Annotated in this window: 25 protein-coding genes and 1 rRNA gene; 22 read left to right on the top strand and 4 right to left on the bottom strand. The window is 60.2% G+C overall.

The genetic code is table 11. The features are described 5' to 3' along the window. Nucleotides 1–75 precede the first annotated feature (75 nt). Nucleotides 76–191: ribosomal RNA gene (gene rrf, locus QMX89_RS13095) — 5S ribosomal RNA — on the top strand. 121 nt (nucleotides 192–312) lie between these two features. Here rrf and queD read toward each other — a convergent pair. Then, nucleotides 313–669: a 6-carboxytetrahydropterin synthase QueD gene (gene queD / locus QMX89_RS13100; RefSeq protein WP_090359068.1), complete on the bottom strand. Its 357-nt coding sequence runs from the start codon at nucleotides 667–669 to the stop codon at nucleotides 313–315. 243 nt (nucleotides 670–912) lie between these two features. Here queD and QMX89_RS13105 point away from each other — a divergent pair, with 243 nt between their 5' ends. The 6 genes from QMX89_RS13105 to mrdA all read left to right on the top strand — a co-directional run bounded on the left by QMX89_RS13105 (nucleotide 913) and on the right by mrdA (nucleotide 6,678). Beyond that, entirely contained in the window at nucleotides 913–1,221 is a 309-nt protein-coding gene (locus tag QMX89_RS13105; protein ID WP_049859836.1) for a PepSY domain-containing protein, read from the top strand. Further along, the gene (locus QMX89_RS13110; RefSeq protein WP_049859837.1) at nucleotides 1,221–1,532 is read left to right on the top strand and encodes a PepSY domain-containing protein; all 312 of its coding nucleotides are present in this window, start codon (nucleotides 1,221–1,223) and stop codon (nucleotides 1,530–1,532) included. The genes QMX89_RS13105 and QMX89_RS13110 overlap by 1 nt, the downstream gene beginning before the upstream one ends. After that, nucleotides 1,532–2,200: a response regulator transcription factor gene (locus QMX89_RS13115; protein ID WP_056842207.1), complete on the top strand. Its 669-nt coding sequence runs from the start codon at nucleotides 1,532–1,534 to the stop codon at nucleotides 2,198–2,200. The genes QMX89_RS13110 and QMX89_RS13115 overlap by 1 nt, the downstream gene beginning before the upstream one ends. Next, nucleotides 2,197–3,513 (top strand): ATP-binding protein, encoded by a 1,317-nt coding sequence (locus QMX89_RS13120; RefSeq protein WP_282348549.1) that lies wholly within the window; start codon nucleotides 2,197–2,199, stop codon nucleotides 3,511–3,513. The genes QMX89_RS13115 and QMX89_RS13120 overlap by 4 nt, the downstream gene beginning before the upstream one ends. A gap of 99 nt (nucleotides 3,514–3,612) precedes the next feature. Next, on the top strand, nucleotides 3,613–4,686 hold the full coding sequence (locus tag QMX89_RS13125; RefSeq protein ID WP_049859840.1) for an AI-2E family transporter: 1,074 nt from the start codon (nucleotides 3,613–3,615) through the stop codon (nucleotides 4,684–4,686). 99 nt (nucleotides 4,687–4,785) lie between these two features. Then, nucleotides 4,786–6,678, top strand: a complete 1,893-nt coding sequence (gene mrdA, locus QMX89_RS13130) for a penicillin-binding protein 2 (protein WP_282348550.1) — start codon at nucleotides 4,786–4,788, stop codon at nucleotides 6,676–6,678. Nucleotides 6,679–6,682: 4 nt separating this feature from the next. Here mrdA and QMX89_RS13135 read toward each other — a convergent pair whose 3' ends face one another. Together QMX89_RS13135 and QMX89_RS13140 are read right to left on the bottom strand one after the other, a co-directional pair. Then, nucleotides 6,683–7,450 carry an SDR family oxidoreductase gene (locus tag QMX89_RS13135; RefSeq protein WP_282348551.1) on the bottom strand — a complete coding sequence of 256 codons (768 nt, stop codon included), beginning with the start codon at nucleotides 7,448–7,450 and terminating at the stop codon, nucleotides 6,683–6,685. Between the two features lie 25 nt (nucleotides 7,451–7,475). Further along, a complete protein-coding gene (locus QMX89_RS13140; protein ID WP_282348552.1) occupies nucleotides 7,476–9,140 on the bottom strand; it encodes an electron transfer flavoprotein-ubiquinone oxidoreductase in 1,665 nt (554 codons plus the stop codon). Nucleotides 9,141–9,704: 564 nt separating this feature from the next. Here QMX89_RS13140 and QMX89_RS13145 point away from each other — a divergent pair. The 9 genes from QMX89_RS13145 (at nucleotide 9,705) to QMX89_RS13185 (ending at nucleotide 16,690) form a co-directional block, all read left to right on the top strand. Next, nucleotides 9,705–10,454: an electron transfer flavoprotein subunit beta/FixA family protein gene (locus QMX89_RS13145; RefSeq protein WP_282348553.1), complete on the top strand. Its 750-nt coding sequence runs from the start codon at nucleotides 9,705–9,707 to the stop codon at nucleotides 10,452–10,454. Further along, nucleotides 10,455–11,399, top strand: coding sequence for an FAD-binding protein (locus QMX89_RS13150; RefSeq protein ID WP_282348555.1), 945 nt, complete (start codon nucleotides 10,455–10,457; stop codon nucleotides 11,397–11,399). 162 nt (nucleotides 11,400–11,561) lie between these two features. Beyond that, nucleotides 11,562–12,350, top strand: coding sequence for a transporter substrate-binding domain-containing protein (locus tag QMX89_RS13155; RefSeq protein WP_282348593.1), 789 nt, complete (start codon nucleotides 11,562–11,564; stop codon nucleotides 12,348–12,350). A 24-nt stretch (nucleotides 12,351–12,374) separates the two neighbouring features. Then, nucleotides 12,375–12,713, top strand: coding sequence for a DUF4398 domain-containing protein (locus QMX89_RS13160; RefSeq protein WP_282348595.1), 339 nt, complete (start codon nucleotides 12,375–12,377; stop codon nucleotides 12,711–12,713). Between the two features lie 14 nt (nucleotides 12,714–12,727). Then, entirely contained in the window at nucleotides 12,728–13,528 is an 801-nt protein-coding gene (locus tag QMX89_RS13165) for an OmpA family protein (RefSeq protein WP_049859848.1), read from the top strand. A gap of 111 nt (nucleotides 13,529–13,639) precedes the next feature. Continuing rightward, nucleotides 13,640–15,079 carry a PLP-dependent aminotransferase family protein gene (locus QMX89_RS13170; RefSeq protein ID WP_056842215.1) on the top strand — a complete coding sequence of 480 codons (1,440 nt, stop codon included), beginning with the start codon at nucleotides 13,640–13,642 and terminating at the stop codon, nucleotides 15,077–15,079. Between the two features lie 238 nt (nucleotides 15,080–15,317). Then, nucleotides 15,318–15,668, top strand: a complete 351-nt coding sequence (locus QMX89_RS13175; RefSeq protein ID WP_282348556.1) for a translation initiation factor 2 — start codon at nucleotides 15,318–15,320, stop codon at nucleotides 15,666–15,668. Nucleotides 15,669–15,798: 130 nt separating this feature from the next. Continuing rightward, entirely contained in the window at nucleotides 15,799–16,050 is a 252-nt protein-coding gene (locus QMX89_RS13180) for a YkgJ family cysteine cluster protein (RefSeq protein ID WP_049859850.1), read from the top strand. Between the two features lie 37 nt (nucleotides 16,051–16,087). Continuing rightward, a complete protein-coding gene (locus QMX89_RS13185) occupies nucleotides 16,088–16,690 on the top strand; it encodes an START domain-containing protein (protein WP_049859851.1) in 603 nt (200 codons plus the stop codon). Nucleotides 16,691–16,738: 48 nt separating this feature from the next. Here the strand turns inward: QMX89_RS13185 and gltA are convergent, their stop codons facing one another. Next, nucleotides 16,739–18,028: a citrate synthase gene (gltA, locus tag QMX89_RS13190; RefSeq protein ID WP_049859852.1), complete on the bottom strand. Its 1,290-nt coding sequence runs from the start codon at nucleotides 18,026–18,028 to the stop codon at nucleotides 16,739–16,741. 350 nt (nucleotides 18,029–18,378) lie between these two features. On the opposite strand from gltA, the gene sdhC reads away from it, so the two are divergent. From sdhC to odhB, 6 genes are all read left to right on the top strand, one after another. Then, the gene (gene sdhC / locus QMX89_RS13195) at nucleotides 18,379–18,765 is read left to right on the top strand and encodes a succinate dehydrogenase, cytochrome b556 subunit (protein ID WP_177327952.1); all 387 of its coding nucleotides are present in this window, start codon (nucleotides 18,379–18,381) and stop codon (nucleotides 18,763–18,765) included. Next, entirely contained in the window at nucleotides 18,759–19,127 is a 369-nt protein-coding gene (gene sdhD, locus QMX89_RS13200) for a succinate dehydrogenase, hydrophobic membrane anchor protein (protein ID WP_049859853.1), read from the top strand. The genes sdhC and sdhD overlap by 7 nt, the downstream gene beginning before the upstream one ends. Before the next feature lie 3 nt (nucleotides 19,128–19,130). Further along, nucleotides 19,131–20,903, top strand: a complete 1,773-nt coding sequence (gene sdhA / locus QMX89_RS13205; RefSeq protein WP_049859854.1) for a succinate dehydrogenase flavoprotein subunit — start codon at nucleotides 19,131–19,133, stop codon at nucleotides 20,901–20,903. 11 nt (nucleotides 20,904–20,914) lie between these two features. Continuing rightward, nucleotides 20,915–21,619 carry a succinate dehydrogenase iron-sulfur subunit gene (locus tag QMX89_RS13210; protein WP_043193659.1) on the top strand — a complete coding sequence of 235 codons (705 nt, stop codon included), beginning with the start codon at nucleotides 20,915–20,917 and terminating at the stop codon, nucleotides 21,617–21,619. 246 nt (nucleotides 21,620–21,865) lie between these two features. Further along, nucleotides 21,866–24,697: a 2-oxoglutarate dehydrogenase E1 component gene (locus tag QMX89_RS13215; RefSeq protein ID WP_049859855.1), complete on the top strand. Its 2,832-nt coding sequence runs from the start codon at nucleotides 21,866–21,868 to the stop codon at nucleotides 24,695–24,697. A gap of 42 nt (nucleotides 24,698–24,739) precedes the next feature. Continuing rightward, nucleotides 24,740–25,975, top strand: a complete 1,236-nt coding sequence (gene odhB / locus QMX89_RS13220; protein WP_282348558.1) for a 2-oxoglutarate dehydrogenase complex dihydrolipoyllysine-residue succinyltransferase — start codon at nucleotides 24,740–24,742, stop codon at nucleotides 25,973–25,975. Nucleotides 25,976–25,995: the final 20 nt, after the last annotated feature.

Genomic DNA, 25,995 nt, shown 5'->3' on the forward strand with positions numbered 1-25,995 from the left:
AGCAAGACAACCCACAAATATCACATACCCGATTCGCTGGAGTGCCTCCCAAAGGGCATCCCGGCTACAGAATTTCTTGACGACCATAGAGCATTGGAACCACCTGATCCCATCCCGAACTCAGCAGTGAAACGATGCATCGCCGATGGTAGTGTGGGGTTTCCCCATGTGAGAGTAGGTCATCGTCAAGATTCAATTCCGAAACCCCTATCTGCGTGAGCAGGTAGGGGTTTTGTCTTTCTCGAAGCAAAAAAACACTGATCCGCACGCAAAAAAAACCACCCAGCAGGGTGGTTTTTCGTAGCATGCCGGTCAGTCGCCGGTGTACTCGCAGCCGCTCGTGCAGGTTTCGTGGATACGGATCTTGGACAATTCGGGCAATAGCGGTTTGAGCTCATGCCAGATCCATTTGGCGAGGTTCTCGCTGGTGGGATTCTCCAGGCCGGGAAGATCATTCAGATAGTTGTGGTCGAGACGCTCGTACAGCGGCTTGAATATCGCCTTGATTTCGGAAAAGTCTCGGATCCAGCCGGTATGGGGATCAACGTCGCCCTTAAGATAGATCGCGACCTTGAAGGAATGGCCATGCAAGCGACCGCATTTGTGTCCCTCGGGTACGTGAGGAAGCCGATGGGCAGACTCGAAAGTGAATTCCTTGAAAATTTCCACGTTTGTTCCAATTTGTAGGCAAGTCAGTGCTGCAGTTTATCAGGTGTCCAACCTGGACGGTAAGTGTGCATGGGGAGCGTGGTGGGATCGATCCAGCCGGCTGACGCACGGTGGGGCAGAGCGTGCTGCAACACCGCGATCATTTGGAGGCTAGCGTTGTGCCATTAAGTTTGAGTTAAGTCGCCTTCGGTATTGTGTCTCTCGTACACCATACATACCTCACACATACACAAGGTGAACTGAATGAAAACGTTGACTGCTTTGCTTCTGGCTTCTTCCATGAGTTTCGTTGCCGTCAGTGCTCAGGCCAAAGATCTTGGCCCGGACGAAGCGCTTCGCTTGCGCGATGCTGGTACCATCCAGTCCTTCGAGAAGCTCAATGCTGCAGCATTGGCGAAACATCCAGGCGGCACTGTTCACGAGACCGAGCTGGAAGAGGAATACGGTAAATACATCTATCAAGTCGAACTGCGCGACAGCAAGGGCGTCGAGTGGGATGTAGAGCTCGATGCAACCACTGGTCAAGTGCTCAAAGATCATCAGGATACCTAATGAACATACCGCCAGCGGGTCGCGCACTGATGGTCGGGCTGCTGGCGTTCTGCTCGTTGGCAGTGGCTCGAGATTTAGATCAGGATGAGGCGCTGCGACTCAGACAGGAGGGTGTGATTCTGCCCCTCGAACAACTGCTAGGCCAGGCCATGGCGCGTTATCCCGGTGCTCGCCTGCTGGAGGCTGAACTCGAAGAAAAGCAGCAGAAGCTGGTCTATGAAGTCGAGCTGCTGACCACGGCAGGTGTCGTTCGCGAGATCAAATTGGATGCGGCTACAGGTGATTTGCTCAAAGACGAGGAAGATGACTGATGCGCTTGCTGTTGGTGGAAGACAACGTTCCTCTGGCCGATGAGCTGAGCGCCAGCCTCAGTCGCCAGGGGTACGCCGTGGATTGGCTGGCGGACGGTCGAGACGCGGTCTATCAGGGGCAGTCCGAACCTTATGATTTGATCATCCTCGATCTAGGATTGCCTGGCCTGCCTGGGCTGGAAGTGTTGGCTCAGTGGCGAGCGGCGAACCTTTCCACCCCGGTGCTCATTCTGACCGCGCGTGGCTCATGGGCCGAGCGTATCGAAGGTTTGAAAGCAGGCGCCGATGACTACCTGACCAAGCCGTTTCACCCTGAAGAACTTCAGTTGCGTGCCCAGGCGTTGGTGCGGCGGGCGCGAGGTCTGTCGAACATGCCGCGTCTGGAAGCGGCGGGTCTGCATCTGGACGAAGGTCGCCAATGCGTATTGCAGGCCGGAGTCGATATACAGCTCACCGCTGCAGAGTTCCGGCTGCTGCGCTATTTCATGCTTCACCCCGACCAAATCCTGTCCAAGGGCCATTTGGCCGATCATCTGTATGATGGCGAGACCGAGCGCGATTCGAACGTGCTGGAAGTGCACGTCAATCACCTGCGGCGCAAGCTGGGTCGCAGTGTGATCGAAACGCGGCGAGGACAGGGCTACCGTTTTGCCGGGGTCGTGCAGTGAGATCCATCCAGGCGCGATTGAGCGTCGGACTGATCAGCGTTCTGGTCGTGGTTGGCCTGGTGCTTGCGCAGTTGAGTTTGTGGCTGTTCGAAATGGGTCTGCAGCGCTACCTGGAAGCGGGGCTGCGCAACGAAAGTGAAAACCTTCTGGTGGCCATGCAGCGGGGGCCGCAGGGTTTGCAGCTGGATCAACATCGTATTTCTCCTGCCTACGAACGTCCGTTCTCCGGGCATTATTTCCGCATAGACTTTCCCGAGGGCCACTGGCGGTCCCGCTCGCTGTGGGATCTCGAGCTGCCGGTGCCCGAGCAGTCGGGGTTGTATTCAGGTTTGAAGCTGGGTCCCGAAGGTCAACTGCTGCTGGTGTTGCGGGCTGACTACCGTCGGCTCGGCCAGCCACTGTCCATTATCGTGGCTCAGGACTACACACCCGTTCGCACAAGCTTTCAGCGGGTACGTCAGATTGGCCTGGGAATGGGTCTGGCCGCATTGATTGCGGTGCTCGTATTGCAACGCATCACGGTCAAACGCTCGCTCAAGCCACTTGAGCGAACCCGGGAGCAGATTGCCCAGTTGCAGCTCGGGCAGCGGTCGCAACTGGACAGCGAAGTTCCGGCAGAGCTTGAGCCGCTAGTGGCGCAGATCAACCATCTCTTGCTGCATACCGAAGACAGTCTCAAGCGTTCGCGTAATGCCCTGGGCAATCTTGGGCACGCGCTGAAGACGCCCATGGCGGTGCTGTTGAGTCTGGCGAGCAGTGAGCGGCTGCGTGACCATCCCGAGGTTGGTCGGCTGTTGCGGGAGCAGTTGGAGCACATCCAATTGCGGCTGAGCCGTGAGCTCAATCGTGCGCGCTTGGCAGGCGATGCGCTGCCGGGTGTTCAGTTCGATTGCGCAGAAGAGATTCCGGGTCTGTTCGCGACTCTGGAGATGATTCACGGCGGGCATTTGAACCTGAGCTACGAGGTGGCCGCGCATGTGCGTCTACCGTGGGATCGCGAGGACGTGCTGGAGCTGTTGGGCAACCTGCTCGACAACGCCTGCAAGTGGGCGGACGCGCAGGTCTGCCTGACCATCGTCGAGCACGCACAGGGGTACAGTATCTGGGTGGACGACGACGGTCCGGGGATACCCGAGGACGCACGTCAGGCGGTGCTGGATCGCGGCTCTCGCCTGGACGAGCAGGTCGACGGGCATGGTCTGGGGCTGGGTATCGTTCGTGACATCGTGGAAAGCTGGTCGGCTCGTTTGCAGCTGTCGGAAAGTCCGCTAGGTGGGCTGCGCGTAGCGGTCGAGTTGGATAAACGCGTTTAACGCGGATTTATCTTGCCGATGACTAAACTCGCAGGCGGCTGGGAGGACTAACCCACAGGGCCGAATGACGGTTCTGTAGCTTATCGACATGGATCGGACATGAACGAAACCAACCTGCAAAACAAAACCCTGTTGTTACTGTTGATCCTCGTCACCATCGCTTTCATCTGGATTCTTCTGCCTTATTACGGCGCGGTATTCTGGGCCGTGATCCTGGGTATCGTATTTGCGCCTTTGCAACGACTGGTGATGATGAAATTGAACCGGCGTCGCAACATCAGTTCGCTGGTCACGCTGACCACGGCGCTGCTTATAGCGATCCTGCCGGTGATCATCATCAGCGCGCTGTTGGTGCAAGAAGGCGCGGTGCTCTACAAGAATATCGAAAGTGGCCAACTGGACGTGGCGGGTTATATCGATCAGTTCAAGCAGCTGCTTCCGGCCTCCGGGCAACAATTGCTCGATCGCATGGGCATGGGCGATCTCGAAGGCGTGCGCGACAAAGTTGCCAAGGGCGCCATGCAGGGCAGTCAATATTTTGCGACTCAGGCATTCAGCTTCGGCCAGGGCACGCTGGATTTCGTGATCAGCTTCGGCATCATGCTGTACTTGCTGTTCTTCTTCCTGCGTGATGGCCCTGAACTGTCGCGCAAGATCCGTACGGCCATTCCATTGGCCGAGCAACAGAAGCGCCGTCTGCAGTTGAAGTTCAACCGTGTGGTGCGTGCCACGGTGAAGGGCAACCTGCTGGTGGCCGTTACGCAAGGTGCCTTGGGTGGGGTGATCTTCTGGTTCCTCGATATTCCCAGCGCGTTGCTGTGGGCTGTACTCATGGCTTTCCTGTCGCTGTTGCCTGCCGTCGGGGCCGGCATCGTCTGGGCGCCGGTGGCGGCCTACTTCCTGTTGAGCGGTTATATCTGGCAGGGGGTGACGTTGACCCTGTTCGGTATTCTGGTGATCGGCATGGTCGACAACGTGTTGCGTCCGGTTCTGGTCGGCAAGGACACGAAGATGCCGGATTACCTCATTCTGGTATCGACACTGGGTGGCTTGGCGGTGTTTGGCCTCAACGGTTTCGTGATCGGCCCGTTGATCGCGGCGCTGTTCATGTCCAGCTGGGGTATTTTCGTCAGTACTAAGCGCCAGGTGCGTCTGCCTCAGGACCGTACCTGATACACGCCTTACCCGGCTCCCTTGGTCAGCCCGAGGGAGTTGGCGCTTGAGGGCAGGGGCCTGCTTGGTTACCATCGGCGCTTTTTCAGAGCGGTCCGCATGCCCCAGCCCATTCCTCTCAAAGACCATGGCAAGGAACAAGGCCTGGTCAACCGTCGGTTGATCGCCTGCGCGTTGCTGGTGCTGGCCTTGAGCATTGCCTTGGTAGGGCGTCTGTACTTCCTGCAGGTTATCGAGTTCGCCTACAACTCCACGGTATCCGAAAACAACCGGGTGCACGTGCTGCCGATCCCGCCGGAGCGTGGGGTGATCTACGACCGCAATGGCGTGGTATTGGCCGATAACCGACCCAGTTTCAATCTGACTCTGACCCGCGAGCGCGCCGGCAATACCGCGCAGGTGCTCGATGAGGTGGTGAAGGTGCTGGAGCTGAGCGATGAGGCGCGCAAGCAGTTCGACAAGGACTTGAAGCGTGTACGCCATCCCTTCGAACCCGTCACCTTGATGTATGAACTGAACGAGAACCAGATCGCCAAGATCGCGGTGAATCAATTTCTGCTACCGGGCATCGATGTAGAGCCTCAGTTCGTACGTGAGTATCCGCGCAAGGAGCATTTCGCGCACTCGGTCGGCTACGTAGGGCGAATCAACGAGAAGGAATCCAAGACGCTCGATCAGACGCAATACCGCGGCACGCAGTCGGTGGGCAAGACCGGTGTCGAGCGCTTCTATGAAACGGAGCTGCATGGCCAGGTGGGCTATGAAGAGGTCGAGACCAATGCTCAGGGACGGGTCATGCGGGTGCTCAACCACCACGATCCGGTGCCGGGCAAGAACATCGTACTGAGCCTGGATGTGCACCTGCAGGAAGCCGCCGAGAAGGCGCTGGGCGATCGGCGTGGGGCGGTGGTGTGCATCGATCCGGAAACCGGTGACGTACTGGCCATGGTCAGCAAGCCCAGCTTCGATCCCAATCTTTTTGTCACCGGGATCAGCTTCAAGGAATATGCGGCGTTGCGCGATTCCATCGACCGGCCGCTGTTCAATCGCGTCCTGCGGGGTCTGTACGCACCTGGCTCGACGATCAAACCGGAAGTGGCGATTGCCGGCCTGGATACGGGTGCGGTCACGCCGCAGTCTCGGGTCTTCGACCCCGGTTACTACGAACTGCCCAACTACGACCACAAGTACCGCAACTGGAACCGCACGGGCGATGGCTGGGTGGACATGGACGCCGCCATCATGCGTTCCAACGACACCTATTTCTATGACCTGGCGCACAAGCTCGGTGTGGACCGCATGCACGACTACATGACCCGCTTCGGCCTGGGTCAGAAGGTGTCGCTGGACATGTTCGAGGAAGCGCCTGGCTTGATGCCGTCGCAGCAGTGGAAGCGCGCGACCCGACGTCAGGCGTGGTTCCCCGGTGAGACGCTGATCCTGGGCATTGGCCAGGGCTACATGCAGGTCACACCGTTGCAACTGGCCCAGGCCACCACGCTGATCGCCAGCAAGGGCGTTTGGCGTCGGCCGCACCTGGCTGAAACCGTAGGCGGGCTGGCGCCGGTGGACGACAACCCGATCCCCAATATCGTGCTGCGTGACAACCGCGAATGGGATCAGGTCAACCACGGCATGCAACTCGTCATGCACGATCCGCGCGGCATTGCGCGGCAGGCTGCCGCCGGTGCGCAGTATCGCATCGCGGGCAAGTCGGGTACGGCCCAAGTGGTTGCGATCAAGCAGGGTGAGCGCTACAACCGTCTCAAGACCTTGGAGCGCAACCGTGACAACGCGCTGTTCGTGGGCTTTGCGCCGGCCGACCGGCCGAAGATCGTGGTGGCGGTGATGATCGAGAACGGCGAGGCGGGCGGGCGCGTCGCAGGTCCCGTGGTGCGCGAGATCATGGATGCCTGGTTACTGGATGGCGAAGGTCACCTCAAGCCCAAATACGCGGCGCCCGCGAAGGCGCCTGCGGATCCCAGGGTCTAAGTATTCAGCAGAGAAAGCCACCGTCCACGTTCAGGGCGGTTCCTGTGGTGTAGCTGGAAGCCGAGCTGGCGAGGTACAGCACCGCCCCGGCCATTTCTTCAGGCTGGGCCACACGCTTGAGCGGAATCTGCGCGAGCGCGGTCTTGAGGATCGCCTGGTTCTCGACCAGTGCGGAAGCGAAACGGGTGTCGGTCAGGCCCGGTAGCAACGCATTGCAGCGGATGTTGAAGCAGGCGCATTCCTTGGCGAACGCCTTGGTCATGTTGATCACCGCAGCCTTGGTCATGGAATAGACGCCTTGGAACACACCGGGTGACACGCCGTTGATCGACGCCACGTTGATGATGCTGCCACCACCGTGTTCGCGCATCAACTTGCCGGCTTCGACCGACATGAAGAAGTAACCGCGGACATTGACGTCTACGGTCTTTTGGAAAGCGCCCAGGTCGACATCCAGGACGCTGCCGAACTGGGGGTTGGTGGCGGCATTGTTGACCAGGATGTCCAGGTGACCGAAGGTTGCGCGGATGCGTGCGAACAAGTCCTGAATCTGCTCGGTTTCGCCAATGTGGCAGGCCATCGCGGTAGCCTGGTCGCCGCCAGCGTTGATGCTGTCGGCGACACGCTGGCAGCCGTCCAGCCTGCGACTGACGACGATCACATGTGCACCCTGCTGCGCCAGCAATCGGGCAATGGACTCGCCGATCCCACGGCTGGCGCCGGAGACCAGCGCTATTCTGCCGTCGAGGTCGAACATCGTGGTCTTGGGCATATCCGCTCCTGCCGTGGGTGAGAAGTTACATGTTCGGGTAAGTCGGTCCACCCGAGCCTTCGGGTGCCACCCAGACGATGTTCTGCGAAGGATCCTTGATGTCGCACGTCTTGCAGTGCACGCAATTCTGCGCGTTGATCTGGAAGCGCTTGGCACCGTCTTCCTGGGTGACCACTTCATAGACACCGGCCGGGCAGTAGCGCTGGGCTGGCTCGTCGTACAGCGGCAGGTTCTTGCCGATGGGAATGCTCGGATCCTTGAGCTTGAGGTGGCACGGCTGCTCTTCTTCATGGTTGGTGCCTGAGATGAACACCGAACTGAGTTTGTCGAAGCTCAATTTGCCATCGGGCTTGGGGTAGTCGATGCGCTTGCTGTCGGCTGCCAGCTTCATGCAGGCGTAGTCAGGCTTGTTGTCGTGCAGGGTGAAGGGGATCTTGCCCTTGAAGAGGTTCTGATCGACGAAGTTGAACGCGCCGCCGACGATAGCTCCCCACTTGTGGATGGCAGCCCCGAAGTTGCGGCTGGCGAACAGCTCTTCATACAGCCAGCTGGCCTTGAAGCCGGACACGTAGCCGTCGAGCACGTCTCCGCCTTCCGAGCCCTGGAACAGCGCGTCGGCCACCGCTTCGGCAGCGAGCATGCCGGACTTCATGGCGGTGTGGCTGCCCTTGATCTTGGAGAAGTTCATGGTGCCCAGGTCGCAACCGATCAGCGCGCCGCCGGCGAAGACCATCTTGGGCAGCGAGTTGAAGCCGCCCTTGCAGATGGCACGGGCGCCGTAGCTGACGCGCTTGCCGCCTTCCAGGTACTGCTTGAGGACCGGATGGTGCTTGAGTCGCTGGAACTCGTCGAAAGGCGATAGGAACGGGTTGGCGTAGGACAAGTCGACGATGAGGCCGACCACCACCTGATTGTTTTCCAGGTGATAGAGGAACGAGCCGCCGGTGTTCTCGGTACCCATGATTTCCAGCGGCCAGCCGGCGGTGTGGACCACCAGCCCCGGCTGGTGCTTGGCAGGATCGATGTCCCAGATCTCTTTCAAGCCGATCCCGTAATGCTGCGCGTCGGCATCGCTGTCCAGTTTGAAACGTTCGATCAGTTGCTTGCCGATGTGCCCGCGGCAGCCTTCGGCGAATAGGGTGTATTTGCCGCGCAGTTCCATGCCTGGGGTATACAGCCCTTCTTTAGGCTTGCCTTCGCGATCCACGCCCAGGTCGCCGGTGATGATGCCGCGCACAACGCCCGTTTCGTCGATCAGCGCTTCTTGTGCGGCAAATCCAGGGTAGATCTCGACACCCAGGTTTTCAGCCTGCTGGGCGAGCCAGCGGCATAGATTGCCCAGGGAGATGATGTAATTGCCTTCGTTGTGCATGGTCTTGGGCACGAAGGCGTCGGGGATCTTCGTGCCACTCTCGGCGTTCTTCAGGATGAAGATGTCGTCGCGGGTGACGGGCGTGTTCAGGGGCGCACCCAGGGCTTTCCAGTCCGGGAACAGCTCGGTGAGCGCCCGCGGTTCGAAGACGGCACCGGAAAGGATGTGAGCACCGACCTCGGAGCCTTTTTCAACCACGCAGACGCTGATTTCCTGTCCGGCGTCGGCGGCTTTCTGCTTCAGTCGGCATGCGGCGGACAGGCCTGCTGGGCCTGCGCCGACGACGACGACGTCGAATTCCATGTATTCGCGTTCCACGGGTTCTCTCCTACTCAGGGCTCATCAGGCCTTTCTAATGGGTGAAGCGTCCGGAACGGTCATCCGGGGTGTCGCGGTTGGGTGCTGCGTTCATCTGCTCGTGTAGTACCGTGTCTGGACGGCTACAGGCAAGGGCATACGCGTGCTGCAGTATATCTACACCACTTGGCCGGTCCAATACAAACGTTTGTTTGAATCTGCTCCAGCCCAGTAAAATCAAGGTGGCCAGGGGGCGTGACCGGTGAGTTTCGCGTATTGACCGGTCAAGGCTCAGCGGTCAAGATACGGCCAGCTTCATGTTCGATGCAGCGCCTGCATGCAGTACAGGATGCCTCGAATCTCGACCCCGGCACGGGTCATTCATCCATGTCGAACGCCCATCGGGTCGAGTTTACACGTCATACTTGTTGAAGGCTGCCCCGTTTTGTTGGACAAGGTCTTGAAAAATCAGGTTTTTGCCAGCACTACGCAATGCTGCAAACGTTTCAATGGTGCCCTTGCGCCCACGTCATCGTCCGGTCTGCCTGGGCGACATTCTTTTCACCGGAGAGTAACGAGGAATCCATGAAGGTTCTTGTAGCTGTCAAACGAGTGGTCGACTACAACGTCAAGGTTCGCGTCAAGGCGGATAACTCCGGCGTTGATCTTGCCAACGTCAAGATGTCGATGAACCCGTTCTGCGAAATCGCTGTTGAAGAAGCCGTCCGCCTGAAAGAGAAAGGCATCGCCAGCGAAATCGTCGTGGTCACCATCGGCCCGGCCACCGCTCAGGAGCAACTGCGCACCGCGCTGGCCCTAGGCGCCGACCGCGCCATCCTGGTCGAGCACGCCGAGGAACTGAACGCCCTGGCAGTGGCCAAGCTGCTCAAGGCGGTGGTCGACAAGGAACAGCCGCAGTTGGTGATCCTGGGCAAGCAGGCGATCGATAGCGACAACAACCAGACTGGCCAGATGCTGGCAGCGCTGAGCGGCTACGCCCAGGGCACTTTCGCGTCCAAGGTCGAAGTGGCGGGCGACAAGCTCAATGTCACCCGTGAAGTCGATGACGGTCTGCAGACCGTTGGCCTGACCCTGCCGGCCATCGTCACCACCGACCTGCGTCTGAACGAGCCGCGCTACGCTTCCCTGCCCAACATCATGAAGGCCAAGAAGAAGCCGCTCGAATCGCTCACGCCCGAGGCGCTCGGCGTGTCGTTGACCTCCACCAACAAGACCCTCAAGGTCGAGGCGCCAGCGACCCGCAGTGCCGGTGTCAAGGTCAAGTCGGTGGCCGAACTGGTCGAAAAACTGAAAAACGAAGCGAAGGTAATCTGAATGACTATCCTGGTTATCGCCGATTATGTAACCGAAGGTCAGGTGAACACTGGCGTTGCACCTTCGACCCTGAACACCGTGGCTGCCGCGCAGAAGATCGGCGGCGACATTCACGTGCTGGTCGCCGGCGTGCAGGTCGACAGCGTTGCGCAAGCCGCCGCGAAGATCGCGGGCGTGAGCAAGGTGCTGGTGGCGGACAATGCCGCCTACGCGCACCAGTTGCCTGAAAACGTGGCACCGCTGATCGTCGAACTGGCCTCAGGCTACAGCCACGTGCTGTCCGCTGCGACCGCCAACGGCAAGAACATCCTGCCGCGCGTTGCCGCTGTGCTGGACGTCGACCAGATATCCGAGATCATCTCGGTCGAGTCGCCGGATACCTTCAAGCGTCCGATCTACGCCGGCAACGCCATTGCCACTGTGCAATCGAGCGCTGCGATCAAGGTCATCACCGTGCGTGCCACCGGTTTCGACGCCGTGCCTGCCGAAGGCGGGTCAGCAACTGTCGAAGCGGTGGGTGCAGCTCACGATACCGGCAAATCGAGCTTCGTTGGCGAAGAGCTGGCCAAGTCCGATCGTCCCGAGCTGACCGCGGCGAAGATTGTCGTCTCCGGCGGCCGTGGCATGCAGAATGGCGACAACTTCAAGCACCTCTACACCCTGGCCGACAAGCTGGGTGCTGCCGTGGGTGCGTCGCGTGCAGCGGTGGACGCCGGCTTCGTGCCCAACGACATGCAGGTCGGCCAGACCGGCAAGATCGTTGCGCCGCAGTTGTATATCGCGGTAGGCATTTCCGGCGCCATCCAGCATCTGGCTGGCATGAAGGACTCCAAGGTGATCGTTGCGATCAACAAGGACGAAGAGGCGCCGATCTTCCAGGTGGCCGACTATGGCCTGGTCGCTGACTTGTTCGAAGCCGTTCCCGAGCTGGAAAAGCTGGTCTGATCCAGCGCTTTGCGCTGCGGTCGAGTCAAGCCTGGTCGCCGTCCGTTGCCCACAGGGCAGCGGGCGGGGACCGGGCTTTTTTGCATCTGAATTTGCGTGTGACATGGGCTGGAGAGGTTGAGCATGACCAGACAAGGCAGACTTCGCCGCGCGGGCTTTTGCATGGTCGCGGCGTTGCTACCGCTGGCAGCGCAGGGGGCGGGCAAGTGCGAGCGACTGGTTGCCAGTGGCAGCCCCGACGCGCCGCCCTATCTATGGCGGGATCCACAGGACCCGGAGCGCCTGATCGGCGTCAACGCCGAGCTGTTGCAGCAGGTGGCGACCCAGATCGGCGTCAAGGTCGACATTCTTTATGCCGGCAAGCGTTCACAGGCGCTGGAAGAGGTGCGCAGTGGGCGAATGGACTTGCTGGTGGATGCACCCCTGAACGTCAGCGAGCTTGAATCCCTGGATTATGTGCATCCTGCCCTGGTCCCGAACGATTACCTGGTGTGGACCCTGCGATCGACGCCGCTGACTTACCGCAGTCTTGCCGATCTTCACGGCCACGCCGGGGCGATCTCGGCCAAGGCGCGACCCACCCAGGCATTCGCCACACTGGCCGCCGAGCATCTGAAGCTGGTCAGTACGGACAATCTGATTCAGGCCTTCGACAAGCTGGTGCTTGGCCAGGTCGAATACGTGATCGCCGGACGCTATTCCGGTGCGGCCATGGCTCAGGCACAGGGCCTGGGCGATCGACTGCAAAGCAGTGAGCTGCCCGTCGACCGGCCGGGGTTGTACCTGGCGTTGTCTCACGACTCCGCGTGCAACGATCCCTGGCTGCGCGGACAGCTGGCGAAAAAAATGACAGAATTGACCGCTTCAGGCATACCTGCCGAGGTGTTTTCCCGCAATGTCGAGCGTTGGAAAGTCCAGCAATCGCTCAAGCCTGCAGCACTTCCACAGTAGGAATCTTTCGTGAACATTCAAACGATGACCGCAGGCGCGATGCTTGCGCTGCTTGCCGGTTGCGCCAACGACCCGGCGCCTACGCAGCAATTGCGTCTGGCTGACCAGACCGTCGAGCAGGCCCGCGCCGTTGGCGCCACAGACGACAACGAGGCCATGAAGATGGCGGTCGACAAACTTGCCCAGGCGCGTGCGCAAATGGTCGATGAAAACTACAAGAGCGCCCGGCTCAACGCCGAACAGGCCGAGTTGGACGCACGTCTTGCGGAAGATCAATTGTTGACTGCCAAGGGGCAGGAGCAGATCAAGGTGCTGGAGGCTCGCATCCAGCGCCTGCGTAAACAATTGGGAGACATGCAGTGAAGCAGTTGACGGGAATGCGCATAGGCCTGGTGCTGGCGGCCGGTTTGGTGACGGTAGGCTGTACCGGTCAGCGCGCCAATAGCGAGGCCGTCCAGCGTGCCGAGGTTGCCTTTCAGGCGGTTCGTGATGATTCCAACGTGCTGCGCAGCGCGCCCAAGGATGTCATCCGGGCTGGCGAATCGCTGGCCCGCGCCGAGCGGCTCGCCAGCTATTGGGGCACGGGCAGCGACGCTCAGCATTATGCCTACCTGAGCCAGCGCTACAGCGAGATCGCCCGGGAGCGCAGTCAGCAGATGCTCAATCAGCAGCGCCTGACCAAGCTGCAGATGGACCAGCAGCGCCTGCAACTGGCGTTGCGTGACTCCAAGCTGGAAAGCGTGCAGCAGCAGGGCAAGTGGCTGGAAGAGCAGATTCTGGCGTTGGCCAATGTCGAGGCCGACCGCGGGCTGGTGATGACACTGGGTGACGTGCTGTTCGATACGGGGGAAGCGCAGCTCAAGCCACAGGCCAACCGTACGATCCTCAAGCTCGTGCAGTTCCTGCAACTCAATCCCAAGCGCGTGGTGCGTATCGAAGGCTACACCGATAACACTGGTGAAAAAGCCTTCAACCTGCAGCTGTCGACCGACCGAGCGCAGTCGGTAGCCGACACGCTGGTTGACTTGGGCATCGATGAGTCGCGTATTCAGGTACAGGGTTATGGCGACGCCTATCCTGTGGATGCAAACGCTTCGGAGCGGGGCAGGGCGCAGAACCGTCGGGTCGAGATCGTCTTTTCCAATGCAAAAGGGGAAATGGCGTTGCCGCGCGGTTGATGGAGAGGTGAATCTGGACAGTGCAGTTGCAGGATCAGCTCTGCTATTCTGCCAGCTGTCCCCGTACAGTTTGCATCTGTAGGGGTCCAGTGGCACATCTGAGATCCCGCCATGACCAACCTCTTGCTCTACCAGCGTATTGCCCAACAGTTGGCTGATGACATCCGTCGAGGGGTCTATCAGCCAGGTGAGCGTGTGCCTTCGGTACGCAAGATGAGCGCGCAGCTCAATGTCAGCCACGCCACGGTGTTGCAGGCCTACGCCAACCTCGAGGACCAGGGGTTGATTCGCGCGCGGCCACAGTCTGGCTACTACGTGCACCAGACGCCCGCGCTGACGGCGCCGACGCCTGACATTGCGCGGGTGGAGCGGCCGGGGTTGGTCACACGCAGCAGCATCATCCAGCAAGTGCTGGATGAGTCCCGACGCGAGGGCGTGTTTCCGTTGGGCGCCGCGGTGCCCCATGTCGAGTTTCTGCCGGTACGGGCATTGCACCAGCAGTTGGCCAAGGTCACCCGATTCCAGAGTCCACGTGCGTTCAGCTACATGTTCAGCCCAGGCTTCGAGCCGCTGCGCCGGCAGGTGGCGATCCGCATGCGCGATGCTGGCGTGGTGGTCGATCCTTCGGAGATCGTCATCACTCACGGTTGCGTCGACGCGTTGCAGATGAGCCTGCGCGTACTGACCCGACCCGGTGACCTGATTGCGGCCGAGTCGCCTACCTATTACGGTTTGCTGCAACTGGCGGACTTGCTCGGGCTCAAGGTGATCGAGATCCCCAGCGATCCGTCGACGGGTATCAGCCTGGAGGCGTTGCAGTTGGCCGCCAATCAGTGGTCGATCAAGGCGCTGGTGCTGACGCCGCGCTTGAGCAATCCATTGGGTGGGACCATGCCCGAGGAGCGCATGAAGCAGCTGTTGCGACTGTCTTCAGACTTCGATATCCAGATCGTCGAGGACGATATCTATGGCGAATTGATGTTCGAGCAGGGCAAGAGCAAGGCGCTCAAGGCGTTCGATCGGCTGGGGCATGTCATCTACTGCTCGAGTTTCTCCAAGACACTTTCCCCAGGGGTGCGGATCGGTTGGATGATTGCCGGTAAATACCAGGCCGAGGTCCAGCGCTTGCAGACGTTCAGCACCCATTCGGCCTGCAGCGTCACGCAGATGGGCGTGGCCAGCTACCTGGAGAACGGCGGCTACGACCGGCATCTGCGATTCATTCGTCAGGAGTACCGCAAGAACCTCAGTGCCTTCCAGTTGGCCGTGCAGCAGCACTTTCCCGAAGGCACGCAGATCACGCGGCCCACGGGTGGATTTATTCTCTGGGTCAGTCTGCCGGGCCGGGTCAATACCCAGGAACTGCACGTTCGCGCGCTGGAGCAGGGGATCAGCATTGCCCCGGGGCTGATCTTCAGCAATACAGAGCAGTTCAACCACTGCGTTCGGCTCAACTGCGGCGTGCCGTGGAATCGCGAGGCGGAGCGTGCCCTGGCGACGCTGGGTGTACTAGCACGTCAATTGTGTCAGGAGTCAGGAGTTTCTTATTGAAAGCGCTCAGGGGGCTTGTCAGCTCGACCGCGAACGCGGAGCATAGGGCTCTCATCGTTGTTGCCGTGCTCTTATGAACACCATGCGTCGTATTGCATTGCTGGTCTTCTGCTTGAATCTAGGCGTCTTCGCAGTGCCTTGCGTTCAGGCACAAACGTCGGAAAGTCCTTCTTCCGCAGCGCGCTCGGCGGAAACTGACAAGCCTGTCGTCAAAACTGACGCGCCGGCAAAGAAGGCCGTGGCAAAAAAACCGGCGGTTCGCAAGAAGGCGGCCAAAAGCCGTTCGCGTAAGGAGTCGGACGTCATCGCCACTCCTGTGCCTGAGGCCAAGCTGGATCTGAGCCTGCCCAAGGACATCGTCAAGGACCTCAAACCGCCGACTCAGCCTGTCAACGCTGCGGTCCAGCCGACTCCGCTTGCCGAGCGTGCGCCCAAGCCCATCCTGCCCGCTTTCTTCAGTGACAAGGGCAATGAGGATTTCCAGCTCAATGGTCGTCTGCTGAACAACGAAATGCAGCTGCAGCTGCAGCGGCGCGGCGACGGTCGTGAAGTCGAGGGTGCGGCGCTGGACTTCAATTTCAAGCAGTGATCAGTGCCCGTTGCGGTATCGGCCGTTACAGTTTGGCTGACTGAAATATCGATGCGGGCATTTTCAAACGCTCGTTTGGTCACTACCATGGGGGCTCTTCAACCCTTCGTGCCTGTGAGGTCATGACGTCATGAAATGCCGCGAAGGCTGTGGCGCCTGCTGTATCGCCCCTTCCATCAGTTCGCCTATTCCTGGCATGCCTTTAGGCAAGCCGGCAGGGCAGCGCTGCGTGCAGCTATCTCTGGACAACCTCTGTGCGCTGTTCGGTCTGCCCGAGCGGCCGGCAGTGTGCTCGGCGTTCAATGCCGATCCTGAGGTGTGCGGTGACAGCGATCAGGATGCCGTGCGCATTCTGGGTTGGTGGGAGCAGATGACCGCATAGGCAAGGGCTCCATTCTTGACAACAAGGAACAACAACAATGAGAGCGATGCATTCAATAGCGCTGGTAGCCCTGCTGGGCAGCGTCCACATGTCTGCCCAGGCGGAGCCGTGGGTGGTGGCCAAGGACGAGGAGGGGATCAAGGTCTCCTTGAGCGAGGTCGCAGGCTCCAAGTACAAGGCCTATCGTGGCGAAACCGTCATCAAGGCCAGCGTCGCGAAGCTGCGGGCGATGCAGGAAGACGTCGCCGGCGCGTGCACCTGGATTCACGAGTGCAAGACGCAAAAGCTGCTCAAGCATCAGGGCGATCAGACATGGACCTACACCCAGTTCAATACGCCGTGGCCGGTGACGCCGAGGGATTCAGTGTTGCACATCACCACGGTGGATGGCAGCGATGGCAGCGTTACCCGCAACCTGGCCGGGGCGGCAAACTATGTGCCAGAGGAGAAGGGCTTCGTGCGCGTGGCTCAGGTCGAAGGCTTCTGGAAGATGGTGCCTCAGGGTGCCAATCAGACCCAGGTGATCTACCAGGTGCACACCGAGCCTGGCGGCAGCGTGCCTTCCTGGCTTGCCAACAAGTTCGTCGTGGATGCGCCATTCAACACCCTCAAGGCGCTGCGTGCCAAGGCGGAACAATAGAAAAGCAAAAGGCCGCCCGAGGGCGGCCTTTCGTTGCAACCCGAACGCTTAGGTACGGTCGTCCAGCGCTGTGACGTCGCGGCTTTTCTCGCCGGTGTACAGCTGGCGTGGGCGGCCGATCTTGTACGGGCTCGAGAGCATTTCCTTCCAGTGGGAAATCCAGCCAACGGTGCGCGCCAAGGCGAATATCACCGTGAACATGCTGGTTGGAATGCCGATGGCCTTGAGGATGATGCCCGAATAGAAATCGACGTTCGGGTACAGCGAGCGCTCGATGAAGTACGGGTCGGTCAAGGCGATCTCTTCCAGGCGCATGGCCAGTTCGAGTTGCGGATCGTTCTTGATGCCCAGTTCCTTCAATACTTCGTCGCAGGTCTGCTTCATCACCGTGGCCCGTGGGTCGCGGTTCTTGTAGACGCGGTGGCCGAAGCCCATCAGTTTGAACGGATCGTTCTTGTCCTTGGCCTTGGCAATGAAGGCGTCGATGTTGGAAACATCGCCGATTTCATCGAGCATGGTCAGCACGGCTTCGTTGGCACCGCCGTGGGCAGGGCCCCACAGCGCCGCGATGCCGGCAGCGATGCAGGCGAACGGGTTGGCGCCCGAAGAGCCTGCCAGGCGCACGGTAGAGGTGGACGCATTCTGCTCGTGGTCGGCGTGCAGGATGAAGATGCGATCCATTGCCTTGGCCAGCACCGGGCTGATCGGTTTGATCTCGCACGGCGTGTTGAACATCATGTGCAGGAAGTTTTCGGCATACGAAAGATCGTTGCGCGGGTACATCATGGGCTGGCCCATGGAGTACTTGTAGACCATGGCTGCCAGTGTCGGCATCTTGGCTACCAGGCGTACTGCCGAGATCTCGCGATGCTGAGGGTTATTGATGTCGAGCGAGTCATGGTAGAACGCGGACAGTGCGCCGACCACTCCGCACATGATGGCCATGGGGTGGGCATCGCGGCGGAAGCCGTTGAAGAAGGTCTTCAACTGCTCGTGAACCATGGTGTGGTTCTTGATGTTGCCGACGAACTTGGCCTTCTGCTCGGCAGTCGGCAATTCGCCGTTGAGCAGCAGGTAGCAGGTTTCAAGGTAGTCGGATTGTTCGGCGAGTTGCTCGATCGGATAGCCGCGGTGCAGAAGGATTCCGGCATCGCCGTCGATGTAGGTGATCTTCGACTCGCACGAAGCGGTCGACATGAAGCCTGGGTCGAAAGTGAAGCGGCCCGTGGCAGTCAAACTCCTGACGTCGATTACATCGGGACCAACGGTGCCGGTTAAAATCGGCAGCTCGACGGGGGCTGCGCCCTCGATGATCAACTGCGCTTTTTTGTCAGCCATGTGGCCTCCTATTAATGCTTGAAATCATCAGACAGACCCCCCACGCAGGGCCCGCACCACTATAGTGAGATAAATTCGAATGTCAATTTGCTTAAAGTGAGGCCCCAGAGGGCTTCGAGCGTGCTTTTTTCGCGAAATTCCGACTCGTTCAAGCCTTTTGCCCCGCCTGCGCAATCCGCCGTCCGAGACCTGCGAGTGCGTTGTCATTAGTAGCCTAACTGTCTATACTCGGCAGCCGACCGCCGGGGGCTTTTCCGAGCCATTTCGACGGGGTCGTCACTCCCTGGGTGGTGAGTACCTGACCAGTACACTTCCCTACAACTTGCCCTGCTTGCTAGGGGCTCTTCAGTGTGAAAAAAGCCGTGAATAGCCAACGACCTGTAAACCTAGACCTAAGGACCATCAAACTCCCTGTCACTGCTTACACGTCCATTCTCCATCGTATATCCGGTGTCATCCTGTTCCTGGGCATCGCTCTCATGCTGTACGCATTGGGCAAATCCCTGGGCTCCGAGGAAGGCTTCGGCGAGGTGAAGGCGTATTTGACCAGCCCGCTGGCCAAGTTTGTGATCTGGGCCCTGCTGTCCGCCTTGCTGTATCACCTGGTGGCCGGTGTGCGCCACCTGATCATGGACATGGGCATCGGTGAGACGCTGGAAGGCGGCAAGCTGGGCTCCAAAATCGTTCTCATCATCTCGGTGGTGCTGATCGTTCTGGCAGGAGTTTGGGTATGGTAACCAACGTTACGAACCTTTCGCGTTCGGGCCTCTATGACTGGATGGCACAGCGCGTGTCTGCGGTCGTTCTCGCGGCTTATTTTCTGTTTCTGATCGGGTACATCATTGCCAATCCAGGCATGGAGTACACCCAATGGCACTCGCTGTTCAGCAGCAACTGGATGCGCATCTTCAGCCTCCTGGCCCTGGTCGCCCTGGGCGCCCACGCCTGGGTCGGCATGTGGACCATCGCCACCGACTACCTGACGCCGATGTCGTTCGGCAAGTCGGCCACGGCTATACGCTTCCTGTTCCAGGCGGTATGCGGCGTCGCGATGTTCGCGTACTTCGTCTGGGGTGTGCAGATTCTTTGGGGTATCTGATTCATGGCTAACATTAGTACGCTTTCCTTCGACGCCATCATCATTGGTGGTGGCGGTGCCGGCATGCGCGCAGCGCTGCAGCTGGCCCAGGGCGGTCACAAGACTGCCGTTGTCACCAAAGTCTTCCCGACTCGCTCGCACACCGTGTCGGCGCAGGGCGGCATCACGTGCGCCATCGCTTCGGCCGACCCGAACGATGACTGGCGCTGGCACATGTACGATACCGTCAAGGGTTCCGACTACATCGGTGACCAGGACGCTATCGAGTACATGTGTTCGGTAGGCCCGGAGGCCGTCTTCGAGCTCGAGCACATGGGGCTGCCGTTCTCGCGTACCGAGCAGGGCCGCATCTACCAGCGTCCGTTCGGTGGCCAGTCCAAGGACTTCGGCAAGGGCGGCCAGGCGGCACGTACCTGTGCTGCTGCCGACCGTACCGGTCACGCCTTGCTGCACACCCTCTACCAGGCGAACCTGAAGGCCGGCACTGTATTCCTGAACGAATACTATGCGGTCGATCTGGTGAAGAACCAGGACGGTGCGATCGTTGGCGTGATCGCCATCTGCATCGAAACTGGCGAAACCTCCTACATCCGTGCCAACGCCACCGTATTGGCAACCGGCGGGGCCGGGCGCATCTACTCGTCCACCACCAACGCCCTGATCAACACCGGTGACGGCGTCGGCATGGCCCTGCGTGCCGGTGTGCCGGTACAGGACATCGAGATGTGGCAGTTCCACCCGACCGGCATCGCCGGCGCAGGTGTACTGGTCACCGAAGGTTGCCGCGGTGAAGGCGGTTACCTGATCAACAAGCACGGCGAGCGTTTCATGGAACGCTACGCACCGAACGCCAAGGACCTTGCCGGTCGTGACGTGGTTGCGCGCTCCATGGTCAAGGAAATCATCGCCGGCAATGGCTGTGGTCCCGATGGCGATCACGTGATGCTCAAGCTCGATCACCTGGGCGAGGAAGTGCTGCACAGCCGCCTGCCGGGCATCATGGAGCTGTCCAAGACCTTTGCCCACGTCGATCCGGCCGCCGCGCCGATTCCTGTCGTGCCAACTTGTCATTACATGATGGGGGGTGTCGCTACCAACATCCACGGTCAGGCAATCACCCAGGATGCCAATGGCAACGACGCCATCATCCCTGGTCTGTTCGCTGTAGGCGAAGTGGCTTGCGTGTCGGTTCACGGTGCCAACCGCCTGGGTGGCAACTCGCTGCTCGACCTGGTGGTATTCGGCCGCGCCGCCGGCCTGCACCTGGAGCAGGCACTGAGCGAAGGCATCGACTACCGCCGTGCCAGCGACACCGATCTGGAAGTCGCCTTGGCGCGTCTGGACGGCCTCAATGCGCGGACTACCGGCGAAGACGTCGCCAGCCTGCGCAAGGAACTGCAGAGCTGCATGCAGAACTACTTCGGTGTGTTCCGTACCGGCGAGTACATGCAGAAGGGTATCGACCAGCTGGCCGGCCTGCGCGAGCGCATCGCCAACGTCAAGATCAACGACAAGAGCCAGGGCTTCAACACCGCCCGGATCGAAGCGCTGGAATTGCAGAACCTGCTGGAAGTGGCGGAAGCCACCGCGATCGCTGCAGAGCATCGCAAAGAGTCCCGCGGTGCTCACGCCCGTGAAGACTATGAAGATCGCGACGACGAAAACTGGCTGTGCCACACCCTGTACTTCCCGGGTGAAAAACGTGTTGCCAAGCGCGCCGTGAACTTCTCGCCGAAAACCGTTCCGACTTTCGAACCGAAAATCCGGACTTATTGAGGGTGGCCGTCATGTTGCAAGTCAGTGTTTATCGCTACAACCCGGATCAGGACGCAGCGCCGTCCATGCAGGAATTCCAGGTCGACACCGGTGGCAAGGATGTGATGGTGCTGGACGTGCTGGCCTTGATCAAGGAACAGGACGAAGGCTTTTCGTATCGTCGCTCGTGCCGTGAAGGCGTGTGCGGTTCCGACGGCATGAACATCAACGGCAAGAACGGCCTGGCGTGCATCACGCCGCTGTCCGCTGTCGTAAAAGGTAACAAGTTGATCGTGCGTCCGCTGCCAGGATTGCCCGTCATCCGTGACCTGGTCGTGGATATGAGCATCTTCTACAAGCAGTACGAGAAGGTGAAGCCGTTCCTGCAGAACGACACTCCGGCTCCGGCCATCGAGCGTCTGCAGACTCCGGAAGAGCGTGAGAAGCTTGACGGTCTGTACGAGTGCATCCTGTGTGCATGCTGCTCGACATCCTGCCCGTCGTTCTGGTGGAACCCCGACAAGTTCCTGGGCCCGGCAGCGTTGCTGCAGGCTTACCGTTTCCTGGCCGACAGCCGCGATACCCGGACCAGCGAGCGCCTCGCATCGATGGATGACCCGTTCAGCGTATTCCGCTGCCGCGGCATCATGAACTGCGTCAGCGTCTGCCCGAAAGGCTTGAACCCCACCAAGGCCATTGGCCATGTGCGGAACATGCTGCTGTCCAACGGCGTCTGATTCAACTGCTACACCGCAAGCCGTCACAGCGCAGGATCGATCCTGCGCTGTGACGAAAACCCGAGCGCGGCTGCGTATGGCTTCGCTTTTACTTTCGAAGAAACAAAACCAGCAGGGGCTCCGGGCTGGTACCCGGACTACCAGCGTACAACTCTGAGGTGGCTTGCACGGTCGCTCTACACGGACCGCGTCAATACGCCCAAGGTGTCAGCGCCGGTGGTGTCCCCTAACCGAGGGTGACCAAGCATGCAAGAAAGCGTGATGCAGCGCATGTGGAACAGCGCCCACCTATCCGGTGGTAACGCTGCCTATGTGGAAGAGCTCTATGAGCTTTACCTGCACGACCCTAACGCTGTGCCAGAGGAATGGCGCACCTACTTTCAGAAGTTGCCTGCCGAAGGCAGCACTGCCACCGACGTTGCACACTCCACCATTCGCGATCATTTCGTCCTGCTGGCCAAAAACCAGCGCCGTGCTCAACCGGTTTCCGCCGGGAGCGTGAGCAGCGAGCACGAAAAGAAGCAGGTAGAAGTGCTGCGACTGATTCAGGCCTACCGGATGCGCGGCCACCAGGCAGCCCAACTGGACCCGTTGGGGCTGTGGCAACGGCCTGCTCCGGCAGACCTGTCAATCAACCATTACGGCATGACCAATGCCGATCTGGATACGACCTTCCGTGCCGGCGACCTGTTCATCGGCAAGGAGGAGGCGAGCCTACGTGAAATTCTCGAGGCTTTGCAGCAGACATATTGCCGCACCATCGGCGCCGAGTTCACTCACATCACCGATTCCGAGCAGCGCAGCTGGTTCCAGCAGCGTCTGGAAAGCGTGCGCGGTCGTCCTTCTTTCTCGGCCGAGATCCGCAGCCACGTGCTGGAGCGCGTCACCGCTGCCGAAGGCCTTGAGAAGTATCTGGGCACCAAGTACCCCGGCACCAAGCGTTTCGGTCTGGAAGGTGGCGAAGCCCTGATCCCGATGCTCGACGAGATGATTCAGCGCTCGGGCTCCTACGGCACCAAGGAAGTCGTGATCGGCATGGCCCACCGTGGCCGTCTCAACGTACTGGTCAACACCTTCGGCAAGAACCCTCGCGACCTGTTCGACGAGTTCGAAGGCAAGAAGAAGGTCGAGCTGGGCTCCGGTGACGTCAAGTACCACCAGGGCTTTTCGTCCAACGTGATGACCGCAGGTGGCGAAGTGCACCTGGCCATGGCGTTCAACCCGTCCCACCTGGAGATCGTTTCTCCGGTGGTCGAGGGTTCGGTACGTGCCCGCCAGGACCGTCGCAACGATGCGGTCGGTGACAAGGTGCTGCCGATCTCGCTGCACGGCGACGCTGCATTCGCCGGCCAGGGCGTGGTCATGGAAACCTTCCAGATGTCGCAGACCCGCGGTTTCAAGACCGGCGGTACCGTGCACATCGTGATCAACAACCAGGTTGGTTTCACCATCAGCAACCCGTACGACGCGCGCTCCACCGAGTACGCGACCGACGTGGCCAAGATGATCCAGGCGCCGATCCTGCACGTGAACGGCGATGATCCGGAAGCCGTGGTGTTCGTCACCCAGCTGGCCATCGACTACCGCATGCAGTTCAAGCGCGACGTGGTCATCGACCTGGTGTGCTACCGCCGTCGCGGCCACAACGAGGCCGACGAGCCAAGTGGCACCCAGCCGCTGATGTACCAGCAGATCGCCAAGCAGCGCACCACCCGCGAGCTGTATGCCGAAAGCCTGATCAAGGCCGGCGTGCTCGACGAAGGCAGCGTGCAGAGCCAGATCGACGAGTACCGCAATGCGCTGGACAACGGTCTGCACGTGGTCAAGAGCCTGGTCAAGGAACCGAACAAGGAATTGTTCGTCGACTGGCGTCCTTACCTGGGCCATGCCTGGACGGCGCGCCATGACACGCGCTTCGACCTCAAGACCCTGCAGGAACTGTCCGCCAAGCTGCTGGAGATTCCCGAAGGCTTCGTGGTGCAGCGCCAGGTGTCCAAGATCTACGAAGATCGCCAGAAGATGCAGGCCGGTGGCTTGCCGATCAACTGGGGCTATGCCGAGACCATGGCGTACGCGACCTTGGCCTTCGAAGGTCATCCGATCCGCATGACCGGCCAGGACATCGGCCGCGGCACCTTCTCGCACCGCCATGCGGTGTTGCACAACCAGAAGGATGCGGCGACCTACATTCCGCTGCAGAACCTGTACAACGGCCAGCCGCGCTTCGATCTGTACGACTCGTTCCTGTCCGAAGAGGCGGTTCTGGCGTTCGAATACGGCTACTCGACCACCTCGCCCAACGCGTTGGTGATCTGGGAAGCGCAGTTCGGTGACTTCGCCAACGGTGCACAGGTCGTGGTCGACCAGTTCATCACCAGCGGCGAGCACAAGTGGGGCCGTCTGTGCGGTCTGACCATGCTGCTGCCGCACGGCTACGAAGGGCAGGGCCCGGAGCACTCGTCGGCGCGTCTGGAGCGTTACCTGCAGCTGTGCGCCGAGCACAACATTCAGGTGTGCGTGCCCACCACGCCCGCGCAGATCTACCATCTGCTGCGTCGTCAGGTGATCCGTCCGCTGCGCAAGCCGCTGATCGTGCTCACGCCCAAGTCGCTGCTGCGTCACAAGCTCGCGGTGTCGACCCTGGAAGACCTGGCTGAAGGTTCGTTCCAGACCGTCATCCCGGAAATCGATACCCTGGACGCCGCCAAGGTGACGCGTCTGGTGCTGTGCAGCGGCAAGGTCTACTACGACCTGCTGGAGAAGCGCCGCGCCGAAGGCCGCGAAGATGTCGCCATCGTGCGTATCGAGCAGCTGTATCCGTTCCCTGAAGACGACTTGATGGAAGCGATCGCTGCCTACACCAATCTGGAGCACGTGGTCTGGTGTCAGGAAGAGCCGATGAACCAGGGTGCCTGGTACAGCAGTCAGCATCACTTGCGCCGCAGCATGAGCAATCACAAGAAGACCCTGGTCCTCGAGTATGCCGGCCGTGACGCATCGGCTGCCCCGGCTTGTGGTTACGCTTCGATGCATGCCGAGCAGCAAGCCAAATTGCTGCAAGATGCCTTCACCGTTTAATGCCAACGCGCACCTGAAACCGAATTTAAGGAATTACTGATAATGGCTATCGAGATCAAAGCCCCTACCTTCCCGGAATCGGTCGCCGACGGCACCGTTGCGACCTGGCACAAGCAGCCGGGCGATGCAGTCAAGCGCGATGACCTGATCGTTGACATCGAGACCGACAAGGTCGTCCTGGAAGTACTGGCCACTGCCGACGGCGTCCTGGGCGCGATCGTCAAGAACGAAGGCGACACCGTTCTGTCGGACGAAGTCCTGGGCTCCATCGAGGAGGGCGGTGCTGCCGCCGCTGCACCTGCTGCTGCACCTCAGGCCGCTGCCGCGCCTCAAGCCGCCGAACCACAGGCCGCCTTGGCGCCTGCGGCCGGCGACGATGACGCCATCGGTGGTCCCGCTGCACGCAAGCTGGCCGAAGAAAACGGCATCAACCTGAACAGCGTCAAGGGCACCGGCAAAGACGGTCGCGTTACCAAGGAAGACCTGGTCGCCGCCATCGAAGCCAAGAAATCGGCACCGGCCGCCAAGCCTGCCATGCCTGCCGCTGCAGCCGCCGTGGTCCAGACTACCGGCGACCGCACCGAAAAGCGCGTGCCGATGACCCGTCTGCGCGCCAAGGTCGCTGAACGTCTGGTCGAAGCCCAGTCGAACATGGCCATGCTGACCACCTTCAACGAAGTCGACATGACCGAAGTCATGGCCTTGCGCTCCAAGTACAAGGACCTGTTCGAGAAGTCGCACAACGGCGTGCGCCTGGGCTTCATGTCGTTCTTCGTCAAGGCAGCCACCGAGGCACTCAAGCGCTTCCCGGCTGTCAACGCCTCGATCGACGGCTCCGACATCGTCTACCACGGCTACGCCGACGTCGGTGTAGCGGTGTCCAGCGACCGTGGCCTGGTGGTTCCCGTCCTGCGCAATGCCGAGGCCATGAGCCTGGCCGAGATCGAAGGCGGCATCGCCACCTTCGGCAAGAAAGCGCGCGACGGCAAGCTGTCGATGGACGAAATGACCGGGGGTACCTTTACCATCACCAACGGTGGTACCTTCGGTTCGATGATGTCGACCCCGATCGTCAACCCGCCGCAGGCGGCCATCCTGGGCATGCACAACATTCTGCAGCGTCCCATGGCGATCAACGGCCAAGTGGTCATCCGCCCGATGATGTACCTGGCGCTGTCCTATGACCACCGCCTGATCGATGGTAAGGAAGCCGTGACGTTCCTGGTGACCATCAAGAACCTGCTGGAAGATCCAGCTCGTCTGTTGCTGGATATCTGACAAGGCAGCCACAGGTAGCG

It is taken from the genome of Pseudomonas sp. PS01301, assembly GCF_029960215.1.
GTDB classification, from domain to species: Bacteria; Pseudomonadota; Gammaproteobacteria; order Pseudomonadales; family Pseudomonadaceae; genus Aquipseudomonas; species Aquipseudomonas coleopterorum.

Excerpts from the sequence above, each read along its gene's own strand:
- QMX89_RS13105 (WP_049859836.1), top strand. The coding sequence starts at position 913 with ATGAAAACGTTGACTGCTTTGCTTCTGGCTTCTTCCATGAGTTTCGTT.
- QMX89_RS13110 (WP_049859837.1), top strand. The coding sequence starts at position 1,221 with ATGAACATACCGCCAGCGGGTCGCGCACTGATGGTCGGGCTGCTGGCG.
- QMX89_RS13115 (WP_056842207.1), top strand. The coding sequence starts at position 1,532 with ATGCGCTTGCTGTTGGTGGAAGACAACGTTCCTCTGGCCGATGAGCTG.
- QMX89_RS13125 (WP_049859840.1), top strand. The coding sequence starts at position 3,613 with ATGAACGAAACCAACCTGCAAAACAAAACCCTGTTGTTACTGTTGATC.
- mrdA (WP_282348550.1), top strand. The coding sequence starts at position 4,786 with ATGCCCCAGCCCATTCCTCTCAAAGACCATGGCAAGGAACAAGGCCTG.
- QMX89_RS13135 (WP_282348551.1), bottom strand. The coding sequence starts at position 7,450 with ATGCCCAAGACCACGATGTTCGACCTCGACGGCAGAATAGCGCTGGTC.
- QMX89_RS13145 (WP_282348553.1), top strand. The coding sequence starts at position 9,705 with ATGAAGGTTCTTGTAGCTGTCAAACGAGTGGTCGACTACAACGTCAAG.
- QMX89_RS13150 (WP_282348555.1), top strand. The coding sequence starts at position 10,455 with ATGACTATCCTGGTTATCGCCGATTATGTAACCGAAGGTCAGGTGAAC.
- QMX89_RS13155 (WP_282348593.1), top strand. The coding sequence starts at position 11,562 with ATGGTCGCGGCGTTGCTACCGCTGGCAGCGCAGGGGGCGGGCAAGTGC.
- QMX89_RS13160 (WP_282348595.1), top strand. The coding sequence starts at position 12,375 with ATGACCGCAGGCGCGATGCTTGCGCTGCTTGCCGGTTGCGCCAACGAC.
- QMX89_RS13165 (WP_049859848.1), top strand. The coding sequence starts at position 12,728 with ATGCGCATAGGCCTGGTGCTGGCGGCCGGTTTGGTGACGGTAGGCTGT.
- QMX89_RS13170 (WP_056842215.1), top strand. The coding sequence starts at position 13,640 with ATGACCAACCTCTTGCTCTACCAGCGTATTGCCCAACAGTTGGCTGAT.
- QMX89_RS13180 (WP_049859850.1), top strand. The coding sequence starts at position 15,799 with ATGAAATGCCGCGAAGGCTGTGGCGCCTGCTGTATCGCCCCTTCCATC.
- QMX89_RS13185 (WP_049859851.1), top strand. The coding sequence starts at position 16,088 with ATGAGAGCGATGCATTCAATAGCGCTGGTAGCCCTGCTGGGCAGCGTC.
- gltA (WP_049859852.1), bottom strand. The coding sequence starts at position 18,028 with ATGGCTGACAAAAAAGCGCAGTTGATCATCGAGGGCGCAGCCCCCGTC.
- sdhD (WP_049859853.1), top strand. The coding sequence starts at position 18,759 with ATGGTAACCAACGTTACGAACCTTTCGCGTTCGGGCCTCTATGACTGG.
- sdhA (WP_049859854.1), top strand. The coding sequence starts at position 19,131 with ATGGCTAACATTAGTACGCTTTCCTTCGACGCCATCATCATTGGTGGT.
- QMX89_RS13210 (WP_043193659.1), top strand. The coding sequence starts at position 20,915 with ATGTTGCAAGTCAGTGTTTATCGCTACAACCCGGATCAGGACGCAGCG.
- QMX89_RS13215 (WP_049859855.1), top strand. The coding sequence starts at position 21,866 with ATGCAAGAAAGCGTGATGCAGCGCATGTGGAACAGCGCCCACCTATCC.
- odhB (WP_282348558.1), top strand. The coding sequence starts at position 24,740 with ATGGCTATCGAGATCAAAGCCCCTACCTTCCCGGAATCGGTCGCCGAC.